Raw genomic sequence first — 22965 nt, 5'->3', positions numbered from 1 at the left:
CGATCGCAACGCCCCGTAGGTGATGCCGTGAGCCACGCAGCACAAAGCCGCCCCCGCCGGTCGGGCGGGCGCGGCTTCGCTTTTCATGCTGTACTCAGTTTGCGGATGCCTGCTTGGTGCGCAGTTGCCCGCCGCCTTTCTTGTCGTTGTCGTACGCGTAGATCACGCGGCCGCCCTTCACTTCGCCGACAACCGGCACGTTCGGGCTGATCGCCTCGTGGTCGTCGTGCGAGAACGGCTTGTCGTACACCATCACGACCCCTTCGACCTTCGTGTTGAGGCTTTCGAGCGCGGCGCGCACCTTCGGGCCGTCCGTCGTGCCTGCCTGCGTGATCGCGGCGGCGAGCAGATAGACCGAGTCATAGCCTTGCGCCGCCGACACGGGCGAATCGATCCGGTTGTTCTTCGGCTTGAATTCCTTCATATAGGCTTCGATGAAGGTCTTGCGCTTCGGCGTGTTGGGTTCCTGGATGAAGGTCTGCGGCATACGCGCGCCTTCGCCGTTCGAGCCGGCGTTGTCGATGTAGTTCGCCATCGACAGTGTCCAGCTGCCGATCAGCGGCACCTTCCAGCCAAGCTTGGCCATGCCGTTGGCGATCTGCGCGAGTTCGGGTCCGATGCCGTAGGTCAGCACGGCTTCCGCGCCCGCGTCTTTCGCCTTCAGCAACTGGGCCGTCATGTCGACGTCCTTGATGTTGAATTTCTCGACGGCGACCGCCTTCACGCCTTTAGCAGCGAGCGCCTTTTCCAGATCCTCGCGGCCGAGTTGTCCGTAGTTGGTCGAATCGGCGAGAATCGCGACCTTCTTGAAGCCGCGTTTGGTCACGGCTTCTTCGACGATCATCGGCGCCTGAATGCGGTCGGCGGCTGCATTGCGGAACACGTAGTTATCCGGCTGATCCGCGAACTGCTTCGTGACGATACTGCCCGTCGCGACATTGTTGAACACGGGGATTTTCGCTTCCTGGAAGAAGCGCTGCGATGCAAGCGCGACACCCGTATTGATGTAGCCGACCACCGCGACTACCTTTTCCTTGTTGATGAGTTCCTGCGCGATCTGCACGCCGCGTTCGTTCTTCGCTTCGTCGTCGCGTTCGACGAGCTCGATCTGCCGGCCCAGCACACCGCCCGATTTGTTGATCTCAGCCGCCGCAAGCCGCACGCCGTCGCGCATGCTGACGCCCATCGACGACGAACCGCCCGTGAAAGGACCATCCACACCGATCTTGATCGGATCGGCCGCATAGCTACCCGTTGCGACCACACACAATGCGAGAGCAGCAACAACGCTCTTCAGGCGAAGTACCATGTTCGTCTCCGTAGCATGTTTCTTTATTTTCGACGGGCGCGGGCTGTCTCCCGACACCGCCTGATTCGTAAAACGGCGTGCTTTATATCGCCTTCATACGAAACGGCAGCCTAGTATAGAAATCGTAAGCTTTTTGCCACTATGCGGAGTTACCCGTAAGGAACAACAAGTTCAGTGTGCTTACGCACGTACGCACTGTATCGGTGCAGATGCAACGAGTGTTGGTTGTACGTGCAACGGGGAATGGAAGCGCGCTTAGCCGACGGCGAACGGTCGGCTAAGAGGATCTGATGAAGGATTACGGGTCAGAGCAACGGGTCAGAGTCCCAGTGCGCTCAACCCCGGATGATCGTCGGGGCGACGGCCGAGCGTCCAGTGGAACTTGCGCTCGCCTTCCTTGATCGGCAGGTCGTTGATGCTCGCGTGACGATGGTGCATCAGGCCATCGGGGCCGAATTCCCAGTTTTCGTTGCCGTATGAGCGGAACCAGTTGCCAGCGTCATCGCGCCACTCGTAAGCGAAGCGCACCGCGATGCGATTGTCCGTAAACGCCCACAGTTCCTTGATCAGACGGTACTCGAATTCCTTGCTCCATTTGCGTTCGAGGAATGCGCGCGCTTCTTCGCGGCCTTGCACGAATTCGGCTCTGTTTCGCCACCATGTGTCGGTGGAATAGACCATCGCGACTTTTGCGGCATCGCGTGAGTTCCAGCCGTCCTCGGCTTGGCGCACTTTCTGAGTAGCGGTTTCGCGCGTGAACGGCGGCAGCGGCGGACGGACTTCGGTAGTGCTGGACATCGACTTCTCTCTCTTTGTGAATGGTGACGGTGTAGGTCATTATTCGCAAATGCGAGGTGTTGTCATGTCGGGAAGTGCGGGGTTTTTTGGATTTGCACGGCGGCTATTTCGAGGTTCGGTATGTGTGTTGCGGTGTGAGGCGTTGAATGCGATCAAGCCGACGCTTCCCCCACCGTTTGACGCAACAACTCCGCTGCGATGTCCGCGACGCGTGCCACATGCGCAGTCGCTGCGTCGCGGGCGCGTTGCGCGTCACGGGCACGAAGCGCATCGAGTATGCGGTTCATTTCCTGCACCGCCTGCCGCCCGCGATCGTCGGAAGCAATCGTCATCGCACGCAGGCGATTGATGCGCGCATTCAGCGTCTGCACGATCTCCCATGCGACCTTCTTGCCGCCACCATGGAACATCTGCTCGTAGAACATCGTCGTCAGCTCGCGCACGGTCTGATGCTCATGCCGCTCGAACGCCTGCTGAATGCTCCCGATGCAATCGGCAAGCCGCGCGAACACGGCTTCATCGGCGCGCAGCGCGCATGCCATTGCGGCATCGCCTTCCAGCAACGCGCGAATCTCGTAGATCTCGGCGGCCGTATCCGAATCGAGCAGCGCGACGATCGGCCCCTGGTTCGGAATCGAATCGACGAGTCCTTCCGTCTCCAGATGCCGCAATACTTCGCGCACCACCGTCCGGCTCACACCCAGTTCCTCGCACAACGAACGCTCGACGAGCCGCTCGCCAGGATGAAAATGCGCCTCGAGTATGGCCGTGCGCATTTTCTCCAGCGCGAGTTCGCGCAACGTCGTCGTGCGACGTTCGACTTTCAGCGAAGGCAGCGCGTCACTCATGGCTGTGCTCACGCCTGAGCAAAAAGACGTACGTCGCGCGCATCCCAATCGACGAGCGCTTGCGTGCCGATCGACAACCCGCTGTCATGCCGATGCCCCGCCGGCATGCGAATCGAAATCTCCTGCTGCCACGGCGTCGCGACCGCGTAGTGCATTGCATCGCCCAGATACGTGATGTCGCGCACGGTGACGGGCAAGCCTGTCGCGCCGCTCGCGTCGCGCAGTGACTGAATGCGCATTTGCTCGGGGCGAACCATCAGCGTGCCGTCGTCGCCTGCCGTGAGCGCCGGATTGAAACTGCCGGACGCCACTTCATGCCCATTCGGAAACACACCGTTCATGCGACCATCGCTGTGCGACGTCACACGCACCGGCAGGAAATTCGAATTGCCGATAAAGCTCGCGACGAAACGCGACGCCGGGTTCGAATAGAGTTCCTCGCCCGTGCCGACCTGTTCGATACGCCCCTTGTTGAACACGGCAATCCGGTCCGACAGACGCAGCGCCTCTTCCTGATCATGCGTCACATAGAGAATCGTGACGCCCGTCTCCTGATGGATACGGCGCAGTTCGAGCTGGATTTCCTCGCGCAGCTTTTTATCGAGCGCCGACAGCGGCTCGTCCATCAACAGCACAGGCGGATCATAGGCCAGCGCGCGTGCAATCGCGACACGCTGCTGCTGTCCGCCCGACAACTGCGCGGGCATGCGGTCGCGGCACTCGGACAGATGCACGAGCTTGAGCATCTGCTCGACCTTCGCCTTCACTTCCGCGTCGGGAAGGCGGCGCACGCGCAGCGGAAACGCAATGTTCTCGCCCACCGTCAGATGCGGAAACAGCGTATAGCGCTGGAACACCATGCCGATATTGCGTTTGTTCGGCGCGACGGACAGCAGCGGCTTGCCGTCGAGCAGCACGCGCCCTTCGCTCGGCTCCTGAAAGCCCGCGACGATATATAACGTCGTGCTCTTACCCGAGCCCGACGGCCCGAGAAACGTCATGAACTCGCCCTTGCGCACGTCGAGGGAAACCTGGTCGATAGCGACGACGTCGTCGTAAGTCTTGCGCAGGCGCTGGATTTGCAGGAATGCAGTCATGTCGTTCACCTCGGTTATCGCGCGCGGCGCAGCACGGCGCCCGCGAGCATCAATACAGCCGTCAAGCCGACCAGCAGCGAAGACGCCGCCGCAACGACGGGCGTCAAATCCTGCCGCAGCGTCGCCCAGATACGCACGGGCAGTGTCTGCAACGTGGGGCTCGCCATGAAGATCGACACCACCACTTCGTCCCACGATGCGAGGAACGAGAAGATCGCCGCAGCGAAAATGCCGAGCCGGATCGCAGGCAATGTGACGCGCAGCTTTACTTCGAGCGGCGACGCGCCGCAGATCAGCGCGGCATCTTCAAGCGCCGTGTCGAAGCTCGCGAGCGAGTTGCTGATCGAAATGATCGAGAACGGCAACGCAATGATCAGATGGCCGATCACGAAACCCGTGATCGTGCCGTTCAGGCCGATGCGCAGGAAGAACGCATACAACGCGACGGCAAGCACGACGACGGGCAACACCATCGGCGTCAGAAAGAACGCCTGCACGGCATTGCGTCCGCGAAACTTCCCGCGCACCAGCGCAAGCGACGCGAGAAAGCCGATCAATACCGAGAGCACTGTCACGATCACCGCGAGCTTCGCGCTCGTCAGCAACGAGTCGATCCAGCCGGCGTCGGTGAAAAGCTGTCGATACCATTCCAGCGTCCAGCCAGGCGGCGGAAAGATCAGCCATTGCGAATCGCCGAACGACAGCGCGACGATGAACACGATCGGCAGCAAGAGAAAGAGCGCGACGGCAGCGCCGATAGAGAGCAATGCCCAGCGCAGCGCGCCCAGGCGATCGAAATCGAGCAACATTATCGGCCTCCCAGACTTGCACGCGCACTGCCTGTGAAGCGCAGTTGCAGCGCATACAGCGAGAGCGTCACGGCGAGCAGCACGAAAGCGGCGGCGCCCGCGAGACCCCAGTTCAGCAGTTGCTGCACGAGCTGCGCGATGAGTTCTGCGAGCATCATGTACGACGCACCGCCGAGCAACGCAGGCGTGACGAAGTAACCGAGCGCCATCACGAACACCATCAACGCACCCGACGCGACGCCTGGCATCGCAAGCGGCACCAGCACGCGCCAGAACGCCTGCCACCGGCTCGCGCCGCAGATCGCCGCCGCTCGCAGCGTCGACGGATCGATGCCGCGTAATGTTGCATGCAGCGGCATCACAAGAAACGGCAACATGATGTACGTCATGCCGATGGTCACGCCGATCAGGTTGTTCACGAGCGTCAGCGGCTCGCTGATGATGCCGAGCGCCATCAGCATCCGGTTGATCGGCCCCGTCTGTTGCAGCAGCACCATCCACGCGAAGGTGCGCGCCAGCAGGTTGGTCCACATCGACAGCAGCAGGATCGCGAAGAACACCGAACTCAGCTTGCGCGGCGCAATGGCGAGCAGCCACGCAGTCGGAAAGCCGATCGCGAGCGTCGCTAGCGTCACGACCGTCGCGACCAGAAACGTGTTGCCGAACACACGCAGGTAGTCCGTCGAGCCGACCAGTTGCGCATAGTTATGCAGCCCCGGCGACGGCTCCAGCACGCTGCGCAACAGCAGCGACAGCACGGGCAGCAGAAAGAAGATCACGAGCAGCAGCAGCGCGGGTATCAGCAGGCGAACGCTGCGCCAGTCGCGCCGCCGGCGCGCGGCCGTCGCGGGCGGATGCGCGACGGTACTCAGGACATTAGGCATGGTGTCTCCCATCCACTCCGATAACGATTGCGACGCTGTCGTGCAGCACGCTTACTTGGACTGCCACGCGTACCAGCGCTTCGCAATCGCGTCGCGATTCTCGGCCCAGTACTTCATGTCGAGATTGATCTGCGAGTTCTTGTACTGGTCGGGCAGCGTCTTCGCGATTGCGGGCGACATCAGCGCGGCCGACTTCACGTTGATGGGCGCATAACCCGTATCCGTTGCGAACTTCGCCTGTGCTTGCGGGCTCGTTGCGGCAGCGAGGTACTTCATCGCTTCCGCCTTGTGCTTCGCGCACTTCGGGATCACGAGCATGTCGGCGGCCGTCAGGTTCTGGTTCCATGAAATGCCGACGGGCACGCCCGTCTGTTCGAGCGCATGCAGGCGCCCGTTCCAGAACATACCGATAGGCGCTTCGCCCGATGCGAGCAATTGCTGCGATTGCGCGCCACCGCTCCACCAGACGATGTCGCCCTTGATCGTGTCGAGCTTCTTGAATGCGCGGTCGAGGTCGAGCGGATAGAGCTTGTTCGGCGGCACGCCATCGGCGAGCAGCGCGATTTCGAGCACGCCGGGGGCCGACCATTTGTAGAGCGTGCGCTTGCCGGGGAATTTCTTCGTATCGAACAGATCGGCCCAGGTGGATGGCTGCGCGTCCTTGTACTTCGCCTTGTTATAGCCGAGCACGAACGAGTAATAGAAGCTGCCTACGGCCGCTGGCGTCGCGAAGCGCGGGTCGAGTTCATCCTTCTTCACGACGGAGTAATCGATGGGTTCGATCAGGCCCGCCTGTTGCGCCGCATACGCAAAATCGCCTTCGACATCGACGACATCCCAGTTCACGTTGCCGCTATCCACCATGGCCTTGAGCTTGCCGTAGTCGGTCGGGCCGTCCATCAGCACGTTGATGCCCGTCGCCTGCGTGAACGGCGCCGCCCAGTTCTTCTGCTGCGACGATTGCGTGGTGCCGCCCCAGCTCGTGAACACAATCGGGTCCGCGGCGAGGGCCGGCGTTGCCGCGAGCGTCGCCGCGCAAAGCGCGATCAGCGGCGCGAAATACGTGGTGCTTCTGCTGCTCATGTCTGTCTCCAGGGAATATGTCTTGTGTCGATGCGATGGGATTCGTACAGCGGGCGGCCCGTCGAAATGCGCTCTCTCAGGCTAGCGGCGAAAAACGCGCTGGCTTCATGATCTTGTTTTCCATCTCTTCCATCAGCGCCTGAATCTTCGGCGCAAAGGCCTGCCATGCGGGGTCTTCAGCGAGCGCCGCGCGGCGGCGTTCGCGTTCGTCGAGGCTCGGATAGGCCCAGATATGCACGATCTGATTCTGCGGACCGATCTCCGAAAAGAAGTAGCCAATCAGTTCGCCCAGATAGCGCTTCTGCAACGCAATGCCTTCTTCCTCGACCAGCTTCAGATAGGCAGGCACGGCACCCGTTCTGATGCGGTACGTGCGGATTTCGTAGAACATGCGGGCTCCTTAGCGCATCACGAACGGATCGGCGATCGGCTCATCCGACGTGCGAATCCAGACCGATTTTGTGCGCGTGTATTCGAGCACCGCTTCGAGCCCGCCTTCGCGTCCAAGCCCACTCAAACCATAGCCACCGAACGGCACGATCGGCGACACCGCGCGATACGTGTTGACCCACACGATGCCCGCGCGCAACGCACGCGTGAGCCGATGCGCCCGCGTCAGATCGCGTGTGAAGACGCCCGATGCAAGGCCATAGCGTGTGTCGTTCGCAAGGGCGATCGCGTCGGCTTCCGTGTCGAATGTGACGACGCTTAGAACCGGTCCGAACAGTTCTTCCATCACGCTCGGCACCTGCGCATTCGGGCAATCGACGATGGTCGGCAAGAAGTAATTGCCCTTGCCGATACCGTCCGGCTGCTTGCCGCCCGTTACGATGCGCCCGCCCGCTTCGACACTCGCGCGCAGCACGTTCTCGATATGTTCAAGTTGACGGCGCGTCGCCAGCGGTCCCATTTCGGTTGCCATGTCCTGCGGGTTGCCGATGCGGATCGTTTGCGCTTTAGCAATGAGACGTTCGAGAAGCGCATCGTGAATGCCGCGCTGCACGACGAGCCGCGAGCCCGCCACACAGCTTTGTCCCGTCGCCGCGAAGATGCCCGCGATTACGGCGTTGCATGCGCTGTCGAGATCGGCGTCGTCGAATACGAGCACGGGCGACTTTCCGCCGAGTTCCAGCGACATCGCCGCGAGGTTCTCCGCCGAATTGCGTACCACGTGACGCGCCGTTTCAGGTCCGCCCGTGAAGGCGATACGCGAGACGAGCGGATGGCTCGTCAGCGTGCGTCCGCAATCGTTGCCGAAGCCCGTCACGATGTTGACGACGCCCTTCGGAAATCCCGCTTCCTGCACGAGCCGCGCAAATTCGAGCAAAGGCGCGGGACCTTCTTCCGATGCCTTGAGGACGATCGTGCAGCCCGCCGCAAGCGCCGGTCCCACTTTGACGGCCGACAGAAACAGTTGCGAATTCCACGGCACGATGCCCGCCACGACGCCAACGGGTTCACGCCGCAGCGTCACTTCCATATCGGCTTTATCGACGGGCAGCCACGCGCCCTGAATCTTGTCGGCGACGCCCGCGTAATAGCGGTAATACTCGGCGACGTACCCAATCTGGCTGCGCGTCTCGCGAATGATCTTGCCCGTGTCCTGCGTTTCGAGTTCGGCGAGACGTGGCGCATGTTGCGCGACGAGATCGGCGAGTTTGTACAGCAGCTTGCCGCGCGCGCTCGCCGTGAGATTCGCCCACGCCGGGTCGTTCAATGCGCGATGCGCGGCGCGCACCGCGCGGTCGACATCGTCCGCGCTCGCGGCGGGCATTTGCGCCCAGACGTCGCCCGTCGATGGATCGATGCTGTCGAAATGCTCGCGCGCCTCTTCGAATGCACCGTCGATGTATTGCTGGAACCGCTGGACCATGTCAGCCACTCCGTTGTCTGTTAGCGCGTGACGTCAGCGGGTTGCAAAAGCAGGCATCACGTCGGAAATGAACAGTTCCAGCGACTTGCGCTTGCGCTCGAAGCTCATATGACTGTCGAGCCAGAAGCTGTACTGGTCGTAGCCGAGTTCCTCATAGCCCTTGAGCCGCGCGATCACCTGTTTCGGTTCGCCGATCACGAGGTTCTTACGGATCGACTCGGACGAGTATTGCGGGAACATGGCGACGTCTGCATCCGTCAACGGCTCGATAAAGCCTTGTTCGATGGGACGTTCGTTCTTGAACCACTTGCTGAAGTAGCGATAGAACGTCGCGAGATCTTCCACGCCTGCATCCACTTCCGCCGCATTCGCGCCGACGAACGTATGCATCAGCATCATCACCTGCGGACGCGGCACCTCGGGGTGCGCGGCGCACGCAGCGTTGAAACGCTCCATCAGGCTCACGACTTCGGCATCGCCCGAAGCCAGCGACGTCACCTGAACGTTGCAGCCGTTCGCCACCGCGAACGCGTGCGAGTTCGGATCGCGCGCGGCGAGCCACATGGGAGGATGCGGTTGTTGAATCGGGCGCGGCACGGGCGTCGTTTTGGGCCACGACCAGAATTCGCCTTGATGCTCGTAGTCGCCTTTGAAGAGCTTGCGCAACGCCGGCACCAGTTCGCGCATCCGCGCGCCGGCGCTCATTGCGTCCAGCCCTGGCAACAGGCGCTCATATTCGAATGAATAAGCGCCGCGTGCGATACCGAGATCGAGCCGGCCATTGCTCGCTACGTCGACCATCCCCGCTTCGCCTGCGAGACGAATCGGATGCCAGAACGGCGCGATCACCGTGCCCGTGCCCAGACGAATACGCTCCGTCTTCGCCGCGAGGTACGACAGATTGACGAACGGGTTCGGCGCGATCGTGAATTCCATCGCGTGATGCTCGCCGATCCACGCGGTCTCGAAGCCCCCGCGCTCGGCCATCTGCACGAGTTCGGTCATCTGATCGAACAGTTCGCGATGCGACGTTGTGTCGTCATATCGCTCCATGTGCAGGAATAGTGAAAACTTCATGATGTTCAGTCTCCTGTGTCGACGAGAGTTAGCGCTTTAGCGCTTACTCTCGTCCCATGCAAGGCTCTCGACGTGAGTTAGCGCTTTAGCGCTTACTCACGTCCCATGAAAAGCATTCAGTGAGCCAGCGCAAGCGTCTGCACGGTGCCCTCTTCCGTGTCGCCGACGTAGATGCCGAAGGCATCCTCGCTGCGCTCACGCACATAGCGTTCAAGCATCGAGCGCACGGCGTCGTCGTGCAATTCATCCCACGGAATCTGCGCCAACGGCACGATGCGGATCGCGCTGTCCATCCACGCTGCGCCGCTGTCGATCACGCGGCCGCGATAATAGACGTGCACACTCGGTGCCTGGCCGCTGCCCGATTCGAATACGGCGAACAGAAAGTCGAGATGCGCGTCGAGGCCGAGTTTTGCCAGCACGCCGCGCAGACTGGCAGCATCGCTTGCGGGTTCGAGTTTGTTGCCAGTCGGCAGTTGCAAACCTTTGGGCGTATCGAGCAGCACGATGCCATCGCGATGTTCGAGAATCGCGCCGACCTGCGCGCGCGGCCCGGCCGCTGCGAGTGCATCCTGCGACAGGCTGAAGTTCACGTACGCGCCCCGGCAATAACCGAGCGGCGACGAGCTGGTATGAAGAAAATCGACCACACGTCCGATCAATATGATGTGATCGCCCGCATCGACGACATCGTGCGTCGTGCAGTCAAAACACGCGGCTGCGTTGTCGACAACGGGCGCACCCGTTGCGCGCGCACTCCACGCGACTTGTGCGAACTTGTCGGCGGCCTTCGATGCGAACACGCCCGACACCGCTTTCTGGTCTTCGGCCAGCACGCTCACCGCGAACTGAGGCGCTTGCGAAAACACCTGATAACTCGATGCCGTCTTCGCGATGCAGACGAGGATCAGCGGCGGATCAAGCGACACCGACGTGAACGAATTCGCCGTGAAGCCGCGTGGCGAACCGTCGGCCTGGATCGTCGTGACGACCGTCACGCCCGTCACGAACGCGCCGAGCGCGCGGCGAAAATCGGCGATGTCGAAAGGCAGTTCGTTGACGGCATCAGTCATGGCGTTCTCCAGAGATCGATCCGTGCAGCGCGTTCGCTGCTGTCGCGGCGCGCTGCGCCGAGGCTTCCGTCAGAAACGCGAGCAGCCGTTCGTTGACGCGCGCCGGATCGGTGACGTTCATCATGTGACGTTCATTGGCGATGACTTCCGCGCGGCCGAATGGCGCGGCCTCGGCCATCGCGCTCGACATCGACGGGCTCGAATTCGGATCGAACTCGCCCGTGAGAAACAGCGCGGGTACGGCGAGTTCTGCAAGGCGGCCAACGTGCGCGTCATCCGAACTGGCGAAGAGCCGATAGGTGCGTGCATAGCCGACGGGATCGACCGACAACAACAGATCTCGCACAGCCTGCGCCGATTGCGTCAGATGCACGGGAATCGGATCGCCGAACCAGCGTGACAGCGTGGCGTCCACGCCGGCGGCGGCGGGATTCTCCGTGGGCGCATCGCCGAGCATCGCGGCACGCGTCATCACGGCCTCACGCTGTGCGGGCGTGCGGTCGTACACCGCGTTCAGTGCGACGACGCTCAGCGTGCGTTGCGGATGTGTGAGCGCAAATTCGAGTGCGACGAGCGCGCCCATCGAATGCCCGACCACATGCGCCTGTTCGATCTGCATCGCGTCGAGCAGCGTTTCGAGTTGCGATGCGTATTCGTCGAGCGTCGGCGCGGGCGTCGGCAGTGTACTGTTGCCGTGGCCGAGCATGTCGTACACGACGACCTGATACGCCGCCGTCAGCGCATCGATCTGCGGCGCCCACACGCTCTGGTTCATGCCGACGCCGTGGACCAGCACCACCGTCTCGGGCGTATCCACCGACTGCGGCGCGTAGACGCTGTAGCTCGTGCCCGCCGCCTCGCCACGCGACACGGTGCGCCCGGAGACATGCTCACGCTTCATTGGACTCGAGCTCCTTCAGGTCCTGATAGCGGTCGCCGATCCGATGATGCGGACGGCCGCCAATCGATGCGCCGAGCGCGATCACCAGTTCATCGGGCGCAGGGGCGTCGACGATCGAAAACTGCACGGTCAGATAGTGCGAACGCATGCCTTCGTCGTGCTTGTGCATCAACGGAATGGCGATTGGGCAGTTCGGGCCGCCGCGCAGATTCGTGAAGCTCAGATAGCTCTTCGCGCCGACGGCTTTCCGATAGTAGTTGCCGAAGCGCAGCGTATGGATCAGCGCGGACGCATGCTCGATCTCGCCCGACGTACCGACGATCGCCGCCTTGCCATACCCTTCGATCGCATCGCCCGAACCGGCGACGCGCAGCATTTCAGCCGTCAGCATTTCGCCGAGTTGGGGCGCCAGGCCGTGAATCTCCGGCTTCAGATCTTCGACGAAGCCGCGTCCCGCCCACGGGTTGCGCAGCACCGCCGCCGCGCCGATCAGCTTCAGCGGCCGGGCCGCAGCCTTGCCCCCTTCGATAAAGGTCTCTTCGACGTACGTGACCAGCTTGCGCACTTCCAGCTTCATATCGTTTCTCCTGACGGGGCCGAGGCCGTGAATGTTGTTTGTTGAGATTATGGTATTCCATCTTATGGTCCGCACCAAGGACCAAAGTATTATGGAATACCATGATACGAACGAAGCTGTTTTAGGCACGCTTTCGGCGTGGCATTAAGCTTGTGCGGCGCAGCAAATGGATGGAAAGGTGCAAAAAGAAAGACCGCCGGTGATGCCGGCGGCCTTGGATACAGCGGAAGCAACGAAGCGGATCAGGCGTTGTCGGTCGACTCGTCCTGCTGCGCGAGCGCGTTCAGCGCGAGTTCCGCAGTGCGCCTGATATGCGCGAACGACGCCGCCGACGCCGCGTCTCCATCGCGCCGCTCGATGGCGTCAAGCAGCTTGTTCATCTCGCGATTCGACTCGCCACCGCGACCGGGCACCGCGATAGTCAACGCACGCAACCGGTTGATACGCGCGTTAAGCGTCTTCACGACAGTCAGCGACACATGTTTCTGCGCGCCTTCGAACATCGCCTCGTAGAAGCGTTCGGTGTAATCGAGCACGCGCGGCAGGTCTTCTTTCTCGAAGGCTTCCTCGATGGTCTTGCGGATGTCGCGCAGTTGCTGCACGAGTTCGGGCGTCGACTGTTCGGCGCAGGCGCGTGCCGCGTTGGCTTCGAGCAAACCGCGCAGTTCATAGATTTCGCCGACCTGCGCCGGGTCCAGCCGCGCGACGATCGGCCCCTGCCGCGCGACGATCTCGACGAGCCCTTCCGTCTCCAGGTGCCGCAGCACTTCGCGCACCACCGTCCGGCTCACGCCCAGTTCATCGCACAGCGTCCGTTCGACGAGCCGCGCGCCCGGCCGAAAATATCCTTGCACGATCGCGCCGCGCAGCTTGTCGAGCGTAAGTTCGCGCAGCGTCTTTGCGTTGCGGTCGATTCTGAGGTCTGACATAGGCAGCAGTAGGAAATGGACGAAGGCCCAACTCGGCTCGCGAAAAGCGAACGCTGAAGCTGGAATGCCATATTATCGTCCATCTTGCCGCGCTGACGGCTGGATGAAAGGCACCGGCTATCCTCCCAGGCGACTGGAACGCCTAGATCAGGATCACGTGGTCGCTGAGCTGGACGCAATTACGCCCGCCGCGTTTCGCGTTATACAGCGCTTCGTCGGCATCTCTCGCCAGTTGCTCGATGGTCGCGTCGCTCGCGGCCATGCACGCGACACCGATACTGCATGTATAGCCGGGCAGCGTCGCGTCGTCTTTCTGCGCGACGCGCTGGCGGATACGCTCTGCGTGGTCCCTCGCCTCGTCGGGAAGCACGCGCGGCAACAGTACGGCGAACTCCTCGCCGCCCCAACGCGCGACATGCCCCGGCGCCGGCAACAGATCGGCGACGCGCTTCGCGAAGTCGATCAGGATGCGATCGCCCGTGGCGTGACCATACGTGTCATTCACCTGCTTGAAGTGATCGAGATCGATCAGCAGCAGCGACAGCAGTCCGCCCGTGCGCATCGTCTTCTCGCGTTCCTGCTGATGCGCGCTCAGAAACGCGCGACGATTCAGCAGCCCCGTCAGCGGATCCATGAACGACTGCCGTTCGAGCTGGTTACGCAATCTGTCCATCGCGACGAACAACAAGCCGACCGTCACCGTCAGCGACATCAACGCGCTCGTGATCAGATAGATCTTCTGGATGAAGTCGGGGGCAAACAGCCCGGCGCTCGCCCAGGCCGGCACGAACATCGAGATGCCGCGCGCCGCCGTAGCGACCGTCTGCACAAGTTGCATCGAGCCGACGTAGACCGCCGTGTTGCTGCCTTTGCCGAAACGCAGCATGGTCAGGCTGTTCATGCCGAACGTCGCCGTGAGGATCGCGGACATGCACAGCGTGCGCCCCGCCACGGAAGGATGCACCCACGTCATCCAGCTCATCGCGATCACGCCGATCACGAGCAGCAGCGCGACGAAGCGGCGCGAAGGATGCAGCCCGTAAAACAACTGACTGCCGATCAGCCACAGCCCTGTGCCGAGAATCAGGCCGACGTTGGCGACGACAATCGAAAGCCAGTCGCCGATGCCGCCGCGCAACGCCAGCAATATCGCCGACAACGACACGATCAGCGCACCCGAAGCCCAATGTCCGACACCGCGAATGTTCGCCGGAAACCCGCGCCCCAGAGAGAACATGACGAGCGCCATCAAGCCTGGCATGACTGACGACATCAGAATGACGGTGCGAAGATCGAAGGCTGGCATACGGCTCCGGGGCGGGCTCGCGACATGAACATCATCCGTTTCATGTGCGCTTGCGGGACAGCCTCGCAATATACCTCAGCCCGCGCAGCCGTCACTCGAGCAGCTTCAGCACGGTCTGCGGCATCGAGTTGGCCTGCGCCAGCACCGAGATGCCCGCCTGCTGCAGCACTTGTGCCTTCGACAGATTCGCCGTTTCGGTCGCGAAGTCTGCGTCGGTGATCTGCGAACGCGCGGAGCTCATGTTTGTTGCTTGCGTGTTCGTCGTCGAGATGGCAGCCTGGAACGTGTTCTGCGTTGCGCCGAGCGTTGCCTGGAAGGTGTTGACGCTCGTGAGAACGCTATCGATCGTGCTCATTGCGGCCTGAGCACCCGATGCGTTCGAAACCGACAGCCCGCTGACGCCGAGGCTGCCTGCATCCCATTTCTGCGAGCCGAAGTCGGCCGTGATCCGCTGGTTGTCGAATGCGCCGATCTGGAAGTTGATCGTACCGATGCCGCTCAGAACGGACTGGCCGTTGAACGTGGTCTGTTGCGCGACGCGCGTGATTTCCGTCAAGCGGGTCGACACTTCCGACTGCAGGTTCGCCAGCGCGTTCGAATCGAGCGAGCCGTCGCCCGCTTCCACTGCGAGCTGGCGAATACGCTGCAGGTTACTGACGATCGATTGCAGCGCGCCGTTCGTCGTCTGCACCATCGAAATGCCGTTGTTCGCATTCGCAGCCCCTTGCGTAAGTGCATTGATCGACGCCGTTTGCGTCGTCGAAATCGCGAGACCGGCCGCGTCGTCGGCTGCCGTATTCACGCGCTTGCCTGACGACAGACGGCCGATCGCCTGCGAGAGCGCGCTTTGCGAGCCCGACAGGTTGTTCTGCGCCGTCAGCGACATGATGTTGGTGTTGATGTTCAGCATTCGCTTCCTCGTTCCTCAATAACTGCCATTAAAGACCTTTTGCATCGCCAGCCTGTAAATGCATTCATTCGCGGCGCTGCCTCTTTTCTAACGGTTCGATAACGGCAAAATTAAGAGCGCAAAACCTTTCATTCATACCATTTACGCTTACTTCAACTTTCTTACCGGATATTTTTAAAGAGCATAAAAAAACCCGCATGCACGAATTGCGCATGCGGGTTTTGCATCAGATGCAATGCGTCAGAACTTGTGGCGAATACCCACAATCGCGATCTCTTGCGTGCTCGTGCCGTTATAGCCGTACGAGCCGATCGATGCTTGCGCTGCCTGCGTCGTGCCATCGGACAGACGCTGCGTGCCGTTGGCATGCTGATACGCTGCGACGGCATAGAAGTCGGTGCGCTTGGACAGGTTGTAGTCCGCGCCCAGGCTGACCTGGTGATAATGCGCCGACGTATCGCCCGATGCCGCCGTGTACGCATAGCCCACGCCAGCGATCAACGCGGGCGTTGCCTGGTACGCGACGAATGCCTTGCCGCTGTTGTACTTCTCGGTCGTCGAGAAGCTCGAGCTTGCATCGGCCTTCAGTTGCGTGTTGCTGTACGACGCGCCCAACGTCACCGAGCCGAGTACGTACTGGCCGCCCAGTTGAGCGATGCTGACCGATTTCGCGCTCACGTAGCCGTCGTTGATGTGGCTGTCGAAGATCGAGTCCGTCGTGCTGCTCGCCCAACTCGTGCGCGCGCCCGTTGCGGAGTTGTTGGTTGCGCGCAGATAGCCTGCCGCCAGCGACAGATTTCCGACCGAGTACGTCGCCGCGCCGCTATACGTATAGCCTTGTCCCGTCTGGCCAGCCACGCCGCTGAATGCATACAGGCCTTCGAACTGGAAGCCCGCGTAGTTCGGCGACACATACTTGACGGCGTTCGACACGCGCGCGCTGTTGTCGTTGTTGTCGACGTCTCCCGGCGTCGCGAACGTGGAGCCGAAATAGTTGTCGGCGGTGACGCCCTGAACCGTATCCGTGATCGGGTCGTACTGACGGCCCAGCGTGACGGTGCCCCACTTGTCGCCCTGGAAGCCCACGTAAGCCTGGCGGCCGAACAGGCGCGAACCCTGGCCCATCTTGCCCGTGCCGACATCGAAGCCGCTTTCCAGCGCGAAGATCGTCTTCAGGCCGCCGCCAAGATCTTCACTGCCCTTCAGGCCCCAGCGGTCGCCGCTGAGGTTGCCGTTGATCATGCCCGTCAGGTTGCTGTTCGAGTCGGCGTTGTGAACGTAGCCGATACCTGCATCGATCAGCCCGTAGAGCGTGACGCTGTTCTGTGCATGAGCCGCGATCGTCATCGAGCTCAACGTGAATGCAACAGCCGCAATTGCAGTTCTTTTCATCTGTTCCTCTATCACTCGTTTAAAAATGTATTGCGATCGCGAGAATACAGGTGCTTAAAAGTCGATAAATTACTTGTTGGTTATATGCAACTGATTAGCTTTCCTGCCTTTTATAAAGTAAAAAAGGCTATGTGAATACACATAGCCGAAGCCCGGAATCATTATTCATCTGCGTGGAAGGAGAGAATATGAAGCGATTTCCAGACAGGCGCCAATCTAGGTGACGCGATTTTTGAAGTCAACGCGTGAGGATCAATGACGCGTTTCCTAATCTTTCTTTCTTGCTGCGGATAAGCGAATCGATATCGCTGATGCGTGATGTTGACCGCACACGAAACGACGTTTTGGCTGCTGCAGCGTGAGGGACGTTCACGCGATGTCGCCCGTAGCATTCGCGGTTGCGTTGCGATGTCCGACAAGCCAGTCCGACGCATCTCGTTAATTCGCTCGACGCGAGCACACAAGCGCTTTGCAGCCGCCACGACTCGTAAGCCAAACCCGGCCGTTCGTTGTAGGACAACGTATAATGCAGATAAATCTCGAAAATCCCCAGGAGCGTTACATGGCCGCGTCTGCAGCACCAGGTTCGACCCCACGGCGGGCACGCGGGAGCCTTGCTGATCAGGTCGTCGCCTATGTCAACGAGCAGGTTACTTCGCACGCCCTAAAACCGGGCGATCAACTGCCGACCGAAACAACGCTGATGTCCTTGCTTGGCGTCAGCCGCACCGTCGTACGCGAAGCCATTTCGCGTCTGCAGGCCAATCGCGTGATCGAAACGCGCCACGGGATCGGCAGTTTCGTACTGGAGCCGCGCCGCGAGCCACTCGGTCTGGACATGGTGCCCGCCACCACGTTGAACGATGTGCTGTCGGTGCTGGAATTGCGCATCAGCCTCGAGACGGAATGCGCGGGGCTCGCCGCGCAGCGCGCAAGCGAACGCGATATCGCGAAGATTCGTGCGGCGCTCGATGCCATCGAAGAAACGAGCCGCGTCGGCGGTGACAGCACGGCCGCCGATCTGCGCTTTCATATTTCAATTGCGAGCTCGACGGGCAACCGCTACTTCGTCGACATTCTCACGCAGTTGGGCACGGCGCTGATTCCGCGGCATCGCGTGGATTCGGCGGGGCTCGCGCAAAGCGATCCCAACGCCTATATGGCGCGAGTGAATCTCGAACACGAAAATATTCTCGATGCGATCGCGCGCAAAGATCCCGATGGTGCGCGCGCGGCGATGCGCATGCATCTGTCGAGCAGCCGCGAACGCCTGCGCCGCGCAAGCGCCCAGGCGGAAGAAGCGGCGGCGACACGCTCGCTGTAAAGCACTACGTCGATCAAACGAAGAAAGCGGCCTGAATACATGGCCGCTTTTTCGTTACAAAGCCAATCGCGTCAGATGATCACGCGTTGACGATCTGCCCATTGCGACGACGCCAGAGTCCGAGCGGATTATCGTCGGCCAGCGCCTGCGGCAGCAGTTCAGCCGGAAAATCCTGATAACACACAGGACGCAGAAAGCGCTCGATCGACGTCGAGCCGACGGACGTCACGCGGCTGTCCGCCGTTGCCGGGAACGGCCCGCCGTGCACCATCGCGTGACACACTTCGACGCCTGTCGGGAAACCGTTGACGAGCAGACGCCCCGCCTTGCGCTCCAGAATCGGCACCAGCTTCTTCGCGAGTTGCACGTCGTCGCGATCCATTGCAATCGTCGCCGTCAGTTGTCCCGCGAAGTGCTCCGCGACCACGAGAAGTTCCTGCTCGTCCTTGCACCGCACAATGGTCGATGCGGGACCGAACACCTCGTCTTCCAGTTCGGGCTTCTTCAGAAAGACGGCTGCATCGGTGACGAACAGTGCCGCGCACGCCTGCGTCGGCCCCGTTGCTTCGAGACCCTGCGCAACGGGCTCGACGCCTTGGATGGCAGCGAGCCTCGCCTCGCCCTCCTGATACGCGGCATGAATGCCCGACGTGAGCATCGTCTGCGCGGGCTTCTGATCGAGCGCCTGCGCCGCGGCTTGCGTGAACGCGCGCAGTTCGGGACCGTCGATACCGATCACCAGCCCCGGATTCGTACAGAACTGCCCCGCGCCGAGCGCGAGCGAATCCACGAAACCACGCGCGATCGCGTCGCCACGCGCAGCCAGTGCAACGGGTAACAGAAACACGGGATTGATGCTGCTCATTTCCGCGTACACAGGAATGGGCTCGGGACGATTCGCCGCGACCTTCATCAGCGACGTGCCGCCCGCGCGCGAGCCCGTGAAGCCGACCGCCCTGATGGCCGGATGCGCGACGAGCGCCTCGCCGACCGTGCTGCCCGCGCCGACGATCATCGAGAACACGCCTTCGGGCAGGTTCATTTCGGCCGCCACGCGCTGAATGACGCGCCCGACCATCTCCGACGTACCGAGGTGAGCACGATGCGCCTTGACGACGACCGGGCATCCGGCGGCCAGCGCCGCCGCCGTGTCGCCGCCAGCCACCGAGAACGCGAGCGGAAAGTTGCTCGCGCCGAACACGGCCACCGGCCCAACGGGAATCTTCTGCATGCGTAGATCCGAGCGCGGCAACGGCTTGCGCTCGGGCAACGGCGAATCGAGCGTCGCTGTGAGCCATTGGCCCGCGCGCACTTCATTGGCGAACAGCTTCAACTGCCCCGTGGTACGTGCGCGCTCGCCTTCCAGCCGCGCCTTCGGCAGCCCGGATTCGGCGTGCGCGCGTTCGATCAACGCATCGCCGAGCGCCGTGATGCCATCCGCGATCCGCTCCAGAAACTCGGCCCGCTGTGAAAGCGGAAGATGCCGGTAGGTGTCGAAAGCGCGCGCGGCCAGCTCGCAGGCGCGCGAGACGTTCTCTACCGTGCCGCTGCCGAAAACGGGCGTGTCGATCTCCTCGCCCGTCGATGGATTGAATGCGCGCAGCGCCCTGTCTGCGCCATGAACTGCCTGCCGCCCGATCAGCATGTCACCTGTCAATTGCACGATGTCTCGTCTCCATTTGGCCGATTTAACATCGGTCATCGTACAACATACTTCGACCATGACGCAATGCGCGCTTCAGGCGGCGCGGCGCTTGCCATAAGCCTTCAGGGTTTACCATCCTTTCTCGCAGTCAACTGACAACGTATCTTGTGTTCGGACGTCCTATGACATACCATATTTCGCAAGACGCACTTCGCCGGGCAGGCAGCGCCCACCCCAGGAGATAGAGATGGCTTTGTCGTCACCGTATCAACCCTATCAACCACTACCGAATAGCTTTCGCGCCGCCGTCAAAAACGGCGAGCGCCTGATCGGCTGCTGGGCATCACTGGCCAGCCCGATTACGACCGAACTACTCGGCACCGTGGGCTTCGACTGGATCCTGCTCGACGCCGAGCACGCGCCCAATGACGAACTCACGCTGATACCACAGCTGATGGCGCTGAAAGACAGCCGCTCCGCGCCCATCGTGCGCCCGCCGTCCAACGACAACGTCATCATCAAGCGCATGCTCGACGCGGGCTTTTTCAACTTCCTGATCCCGTTCGTCGACAGCGCCGACGACGCGCGCCGCGCCGTCGCCGCGACCCGCTACCCGCCGCACGGCATTCGCGGCGTGTCGGTGGGTCAGCGCGGTAATCGGTACGGCGCGGTGACGGACTACCTGCAAGTGGTCAACGACAACATCTGCGTCATCGTGCAGATCGAGAGCCGCGCGGCCGTCGCTGCGATCGACGAGATTCTCGCGGTCGATGGCGTCGATGGCGTCTTCATCGGCCCTTCCGACCTCGCCGCCGCGCATGGCCAACTGGGCAACGCCGGTCACCCCGACGTTCAGCAGGCCATCGCGCATGTCTTCGAACGCGCGAAGGCAGCGGGCAAGCCGTCCGGCATCCTCGCGCACGTGCAGCAGGACGCCGAGCGCTATCTCGGCATGGGCGCCACACTGGTCTCCGTGTGCGCCGACATGGGCCTGTTGCGCAGCGGCGCGCTCAACGTCCGCCAGCACTTCATGCCGGCTTGAGCGGCCTGAACGCACGGACGTCACCTCACATCACACTATCGGGAGTAGCGAATGCAAACAGCAGGCTTCATCGGACTCGGCATCATGGGCAAGCCCATGGCGGCCAATCTTCGCAAGAACGGCATCGAGCTCACCGCCTTCACGCGCAGCGGCGTGCCCGACGAACTGACGCAGGCAGGCGTGACGGCATCCGCGAGCCCTGCGGATGTCGCCGCAAAAGCGGACGTGATCTTCATCATGGTGCCGGACACGCCTGACGTCGAACGCGTGCTGTTCGGCGAAAACGGCGTCGCGAGCAAGCTGCGCCAGGGGCAGATCGTGGTCGACATGAGCTCGATCTCGCCCATCGCCACGCGTGACTTCGCGGCCCGCGTGCGCGAGAAAGGTGCGGACTATCTCGATGCGCCCGTCTCGGGTGGCGAAGTCGGCGCGAAGGCCGCGTCGCTGACCATCATGGTAGGCGGCGCGCAAGCCACGTTCGACAAGGTCAAGCCGATGTTCGACATGTTGGGCAAGAACGTGTCGCTGATCGGCGAAGTGGGCGCGGGCCAGATCTGCAAGGTCGCGAACCAGGTGATCGTCGCCGCGACGATCGAGGCCGTGGGCGAAGCGCTGCTGCTCGCGTCGAAGGCCGGCGTCGATGCGGAGAAAGTGCGCAAGGCGTTGATGGGCGGCTTCGCTTCGTCGCGCATTCTCGAAGTACACGGCGAGCGCATGACGAAGCGCACGTTCGACCCGGGCTTCCGGATCGAACTGCATCAGAAAGATTTGAACCTCGCGCTATCCACAGCGCAAGCGCTCGGCGTTTCGCTGCCGGCCACGTCGACCTGTCAGGCGCTGTTCAACGCCTGCGCGGCGCACGGCGGCAAGGCATGGGACCATTCGGGCATGGTTCGCGCGCTCGAATATCTCGCCGACCACGAAATCGGACAGCAGCCGAAATGACGTTTTTCGCAATCGTCTCGAACGCGGTGGATGGCGATCTCGCCGTCTTCCGCGTCGATGGTTCGACGGGCGGCATCGAACGCATCGCACGCCATCCGGCCGGCGACACCGTGATGCCACTCGCCCTTTCCGCCGATGGCCGCGTGCTGCACGCTGCCACGCGCGGCGCGCAGCGGTGCATCGTCACGTATTCGGTCGATCCGCACACGGGCAGTCTCGCGCATCTGCGAACCGCGTCCATCGAATCGAGTCTCGCGTATCTGTCGCTGACGCCATCGGACGACTGGCTGCTCGGCGCATCGTACGGCGAGTCGTCCGTGAGCCTATATCGCGCAAGGCCATTGGACAGCGCTGAAATCAGGCCGCACCAGGTGGTCGAAGGCTTCGTGCATGCGCACGCGGTGATCACGTCGGCGGATGGCCGCTTCGCCTACGCGACGTCGCTAGGCTCCGACATGGTGTTCTGTTTTGCGATCGTCCATGACGCGAATGACGCAACGCTCGAACTCGTGCAGAAGGTGCCCGTAGAAGCGGGCTTCGGCCCGCGTCATCTGCGCTTGTCGCCCGATGAAAAAACGCTGTACGTGTCGAGCGAATTTCGCGCGACAGTCGCCGTGTTCTCGCGCGATGGCGAAACAGGCGCGCTGTCGGCACGCAGCGTATCGCCGCGCGCACCGTCGCTCGCGCATCTGAACGATGGCTGCCTGCGCACCGCGCAAATCGATCCTGCGACAGCCGCGACGCTCGTCTGGGGCGCCGATTTGCAGGTGACACCCGATGGCCGCCTTGTCTACGTCGCCGAGCGCACGTCGAGCCGTCTGATCGCCTACCGCGCGACCCGCGAAGGCTCGCTCGAATACGCGGGCTTCACCGACACGGAAGCGCAACCACGCGGCTTCAGGATCGACCCGTCGGGCCGCTTTCTCGTCGCTTGCGGCGAGAAGTCCGCGCAGGTCGTCGTGTACGCGATCGACGCCGACTCGGGCGCCCTATCCGCCGTTTCGCGCTGCGAAGGCGGACGCGGCGCGAACTGGGTCGAGATCGTCGCGCAGACGTAGCGTTTCACGTCGGACGCGGCAGCGCGAACCTCTTTCATTGAATTTCACAGGCCCATCACAGGCCACTTTTGGGACCCAACCCCAG

At 62.1% G+C, this 22965-nt stretch carries 22 protein-coding genes; 4 read left to right on the top strand and 18 right to left on the bottom strand.

From position 1 onward, the window contains the following. Positions 1–94: 94 nt before the first annotated feature. From C2L64_RS38060 to C2L64_RS37980, 17 genes are all read right to left on the bottom strand, one after another. Positions 95–1309 carry an ABC transporter substrate-binding protein gene (locus C2L64_RS38060; RefSeq protein WP_007576862.1) on the bottom strand — a complete coding sequence of 405 codons (1215 nt, stop codon included), beginning with the start codon at positions 1307–1309 and terminating at the stop codon, positions 95–97. A gap of 318 nt (positions 1310–1627) precedes the next feature. Then, the gene (locus tag C2L64_RS38055; RefSeq protein ID WP_007576860.1) at positions 1628–2107 is read right to left on the bottom strand and encodes a nuclear transport factor 2 family protein; all 480 of its coding nucleotides are present in this window, start codon (positions 2105–2107) and stop codon (positions 1628–1630) included. A gap of 152 nt (positions 2108–2259) precedes the next feature. Beyond that, a complete protein-coding gene (locus C2L64_RS38050; protein WP_007576858.1) occupies positions 2260–2955 on the bottom strand; it encodes a GntR family transcriptional regulator in 696 nt (231 codons plus the stop codon). Between the two features lie 8 nt (positions 2956–2963). After that, positions 2964–4052 carry an ABC transporter ATP-binding protein gene (locus C2L64_RS38045; protein ID WP_079503005.1) on the bottom strand — a complete coding sequence of 363 codons (1089 nt, stop codon included), beginning with the start codon at positions 4050–4052 and terminating at the stop codon, positions 2964–2966. A gap of 14 nt (positions 4053–4066) precedes the next feature. Continuing rightward, on the bottom strand, positions 4067–4861 hold the full coding sequence (locus C2L64_RS38040) for an ABC transporter permease (protein ID WP_007576855.1): 795 nt from the start codon (positions 4859–4861) through the stop codon (positions 4067–4069). Beyond that, positions 4861–5745: an ABC transporter permease gene (locus C2L64_RS38035; RefSeq protein ID WP_007576853.1), complete on the bottom strand. Its 885-nt coding sequence runs from the start codon at positions 5743–5745 to the stop codon at positions 4861–4863. Before C2L64_RS38035 ends, C2L64_RS38040 begins: the two co-directional genes overlap by 1 nt. A 51-nt stretch (positions 5746–5796) precedes the next feature. Then, complete coding sequence (locus tag C2L64_RS38030) at positions 5797–6828, bottom strand: ABC transporter substrate-binding protein (RefSeq protein WP_103153743.1); 1032 nt, start codon at positions 6826–6828, stop codon at positions 5797–5799. A gap of 76 nt (positions 6829–6904) precedes the next feature. Next, complete coding sequence (locus C2L64_RS38025) at positions 6905–7219, bottom strand: NIPSNAP family protein (protein WP_007576848.1); 315 nt, start codon at positions 7217–7219, stop codon at positions 6905–6907. A 9-nt stretch (positions 7220–7228) separates the two neighbouring features. After that, a complete protein-coding gene (locus tag C2L64_RS38020) occupies positions 7229–8701 on the bottom strand; it encodes an aldehyde dehydrogenase (protein ID WP_007576847.1) in 1473 nt (490 codons plus the stop codon). 33 nt (positions 8702–8734) lie between these two features. After that, on the bottom strand, positions 8735–9778 hold the full coding sequence (locus C2L64_RS38015; RefSeq protein ID WP_007576846.1) for an LLM class flavin-dependent oxidoreductase: 1044 nt from the start codon (positions 9776–9778) through the stop codon (positions 8735–8737). Positions 9779–9894: 116 nt separating this feature from the next. Further along, complete coding sequence (locus tag C2L64_RS38010) at positions 9895–10851, bottom strand: flavin reductase (RefSeq protein WP_007576845.1); 957 nt, start codon at positions 10849–10851, stop codon at positions 9895–9897. Then, the gene (locus tag C2L64_RS38005; protein WP_007576844.1) at positions 10844–11752 is read right to left on the bottom strand and encodes an alpha/beta fold hydrolase; all 909 of its coding nucleotides are present in this window, start codon (positions 11750–11752) and stop codon (positions 10844–10846) included. The genes C2L64_RS38010 and C2L64_RS38005 overlap by 8 nt, the downstream gene beginning before the upstream one ends. Next, a complete protein-coding gene (locus C2L64_RS38000) occupies positions 11742–12329 on the bottom strand; it encodes an amino acid synthesis family protein (protein ID WP_007576843.1) in 588 nt (195 codons plus the stop codon). The genes C2L64_RS38005 and C2L64_RS38000 overlap by 11 nt, the downstream gene beginning before the upstream one ends. Positions 12330–12571: 242 nt before the next feature. Next, positions 12572–13258 (bottom strand): GntR family transcriptional regulator, encoded by a 687-nt coding sequence (locus C2L64_RS37995; protein WP_007576842.1) that lies wholly within the window; start codon positions 13256–13258, stop codon positions 12572–12574. A gap of 142 nt (positions 13259–13400) precedes the next feature. Then, positions 13401–14564, bottom strand: a complete 1164-nt coding sequence (locus tag C2L64_RS37990; protein WP_007576840.1) for a GGDEF domain-containing protein — start codon at positions 14562–14564, stop codon at positions 13401–13403. 91 nt (positions 14565–14655) lie between these two features. Then, positions 14656–15474 (bottom strand): flagellin domain-containing protein, encoded by an 819-nt coding sequence (locus C2L64_RS37985; RefSeq protein WP_007576838.1) that lies wholly within the window; start codon positions 15472–15474, stop codon positions 14656–14658. A 240-nt stretch (positions 15475–15714) separates the two neighbouring features. Further along, positions 15715–16866, bottom strand: coding sequence for a porin (locus tag C2L64_RS37980; RefSeq protein ID WP_007576837.1), 1152 nt, complete (start codon positions 16864–16866; stop codon positions 15715–15717). Positions 16867–17428: 562 nt separating this feature from the next. On the opposite strand from C2L64_RS37980, the gene C2L64_RS37975 reads away from it, so the two are divergent. Continuing rightward, positions 17429–18190, top strand: coding sequence for a FadR/GntR family transcriptional regulator (locus tag C2L64_RS37975; protein WP_024162938.1), 762 nt, complete (start codon positions 17429–17431; stop codon positions 18188–18190). A 79-nt stretch (positions 18191–18269) separates the two neighbouring features. Here C2L64_RS37975 and C2L64_RS37970 read toward each other — a convergent pair whose 3' ends face one another. Further along, entirely contained in the window at positions 18270–19853 is a 1584-nt protein-coding gene (locus C2L64_RS37970; protein WP_007576833.1) for an aldehyde dehydrogenase (NADP(+)), read from the bottom strand. Positions 19854–20082: 229 nt separating this feature from the next. Here C2L64_RS37970 and garL point away from each other — a divergent pair, with 229 nt between their 5' ends. From garL to C2L64_RS37955, 3 genes are read left to right on the top strand one after another with little or no spacing between them, the layout of a single operon-like run. After that, on the top strand, positions 20083–20877 hold the full coding sequence (gene garL / locus C2L64_RS37965) for a 2-dehydro-3-deoxyglucarate aldolase (RefSeq protein ID WP_007576830.1): 795 nt from the start codon (positions 20083–20085) through the stop codon (positions 20875–20877). A gap of 51 nt (positions 20878–20928) precedes the next feature. Beyond that, positions 20929–21822 (top strand): 2-hydroxy-3-oxopropionate reductase, encoded by an 894-nt coding sequence (locus tag C2L64_RS37960; RefSeq protein ID WP_007576827.1) that lies wholly within the window; start codon positions 20929–20931, stop codon positions 21820–21822. Continuing rightward, positions 21819–22880, top strand: a complete 1062-nt coding sequence (locus C2L64_RS37955) for a lactonase family protein (RefSeq protein ID WP_007576826.1) — start codon at positions 21819–21821, stop codon at positions 22878–22880. Before C2L64_RS37960 ends, C2L64_RS37955 begins: the two co-directional genes overlap by 4 nt. Positions 22881–22965 lie beyond the last annotated feature (85 nt).

This window comes from Paraburkholderia hospita (assembly GCF_002902965.1).
GTDB classification, from domain to species: domain Bacteria; phylum Pseudomonadota; class Gammaproteobacteria; order Burkholderiales; family Burkholderiaceae; genus Paraburkholderia; species Paraburkholderia hospita.
Note: the sequence above shows the minus strand (reverse complement) of the source record. Positions and strands in the feature narration are given on the sequence as shown.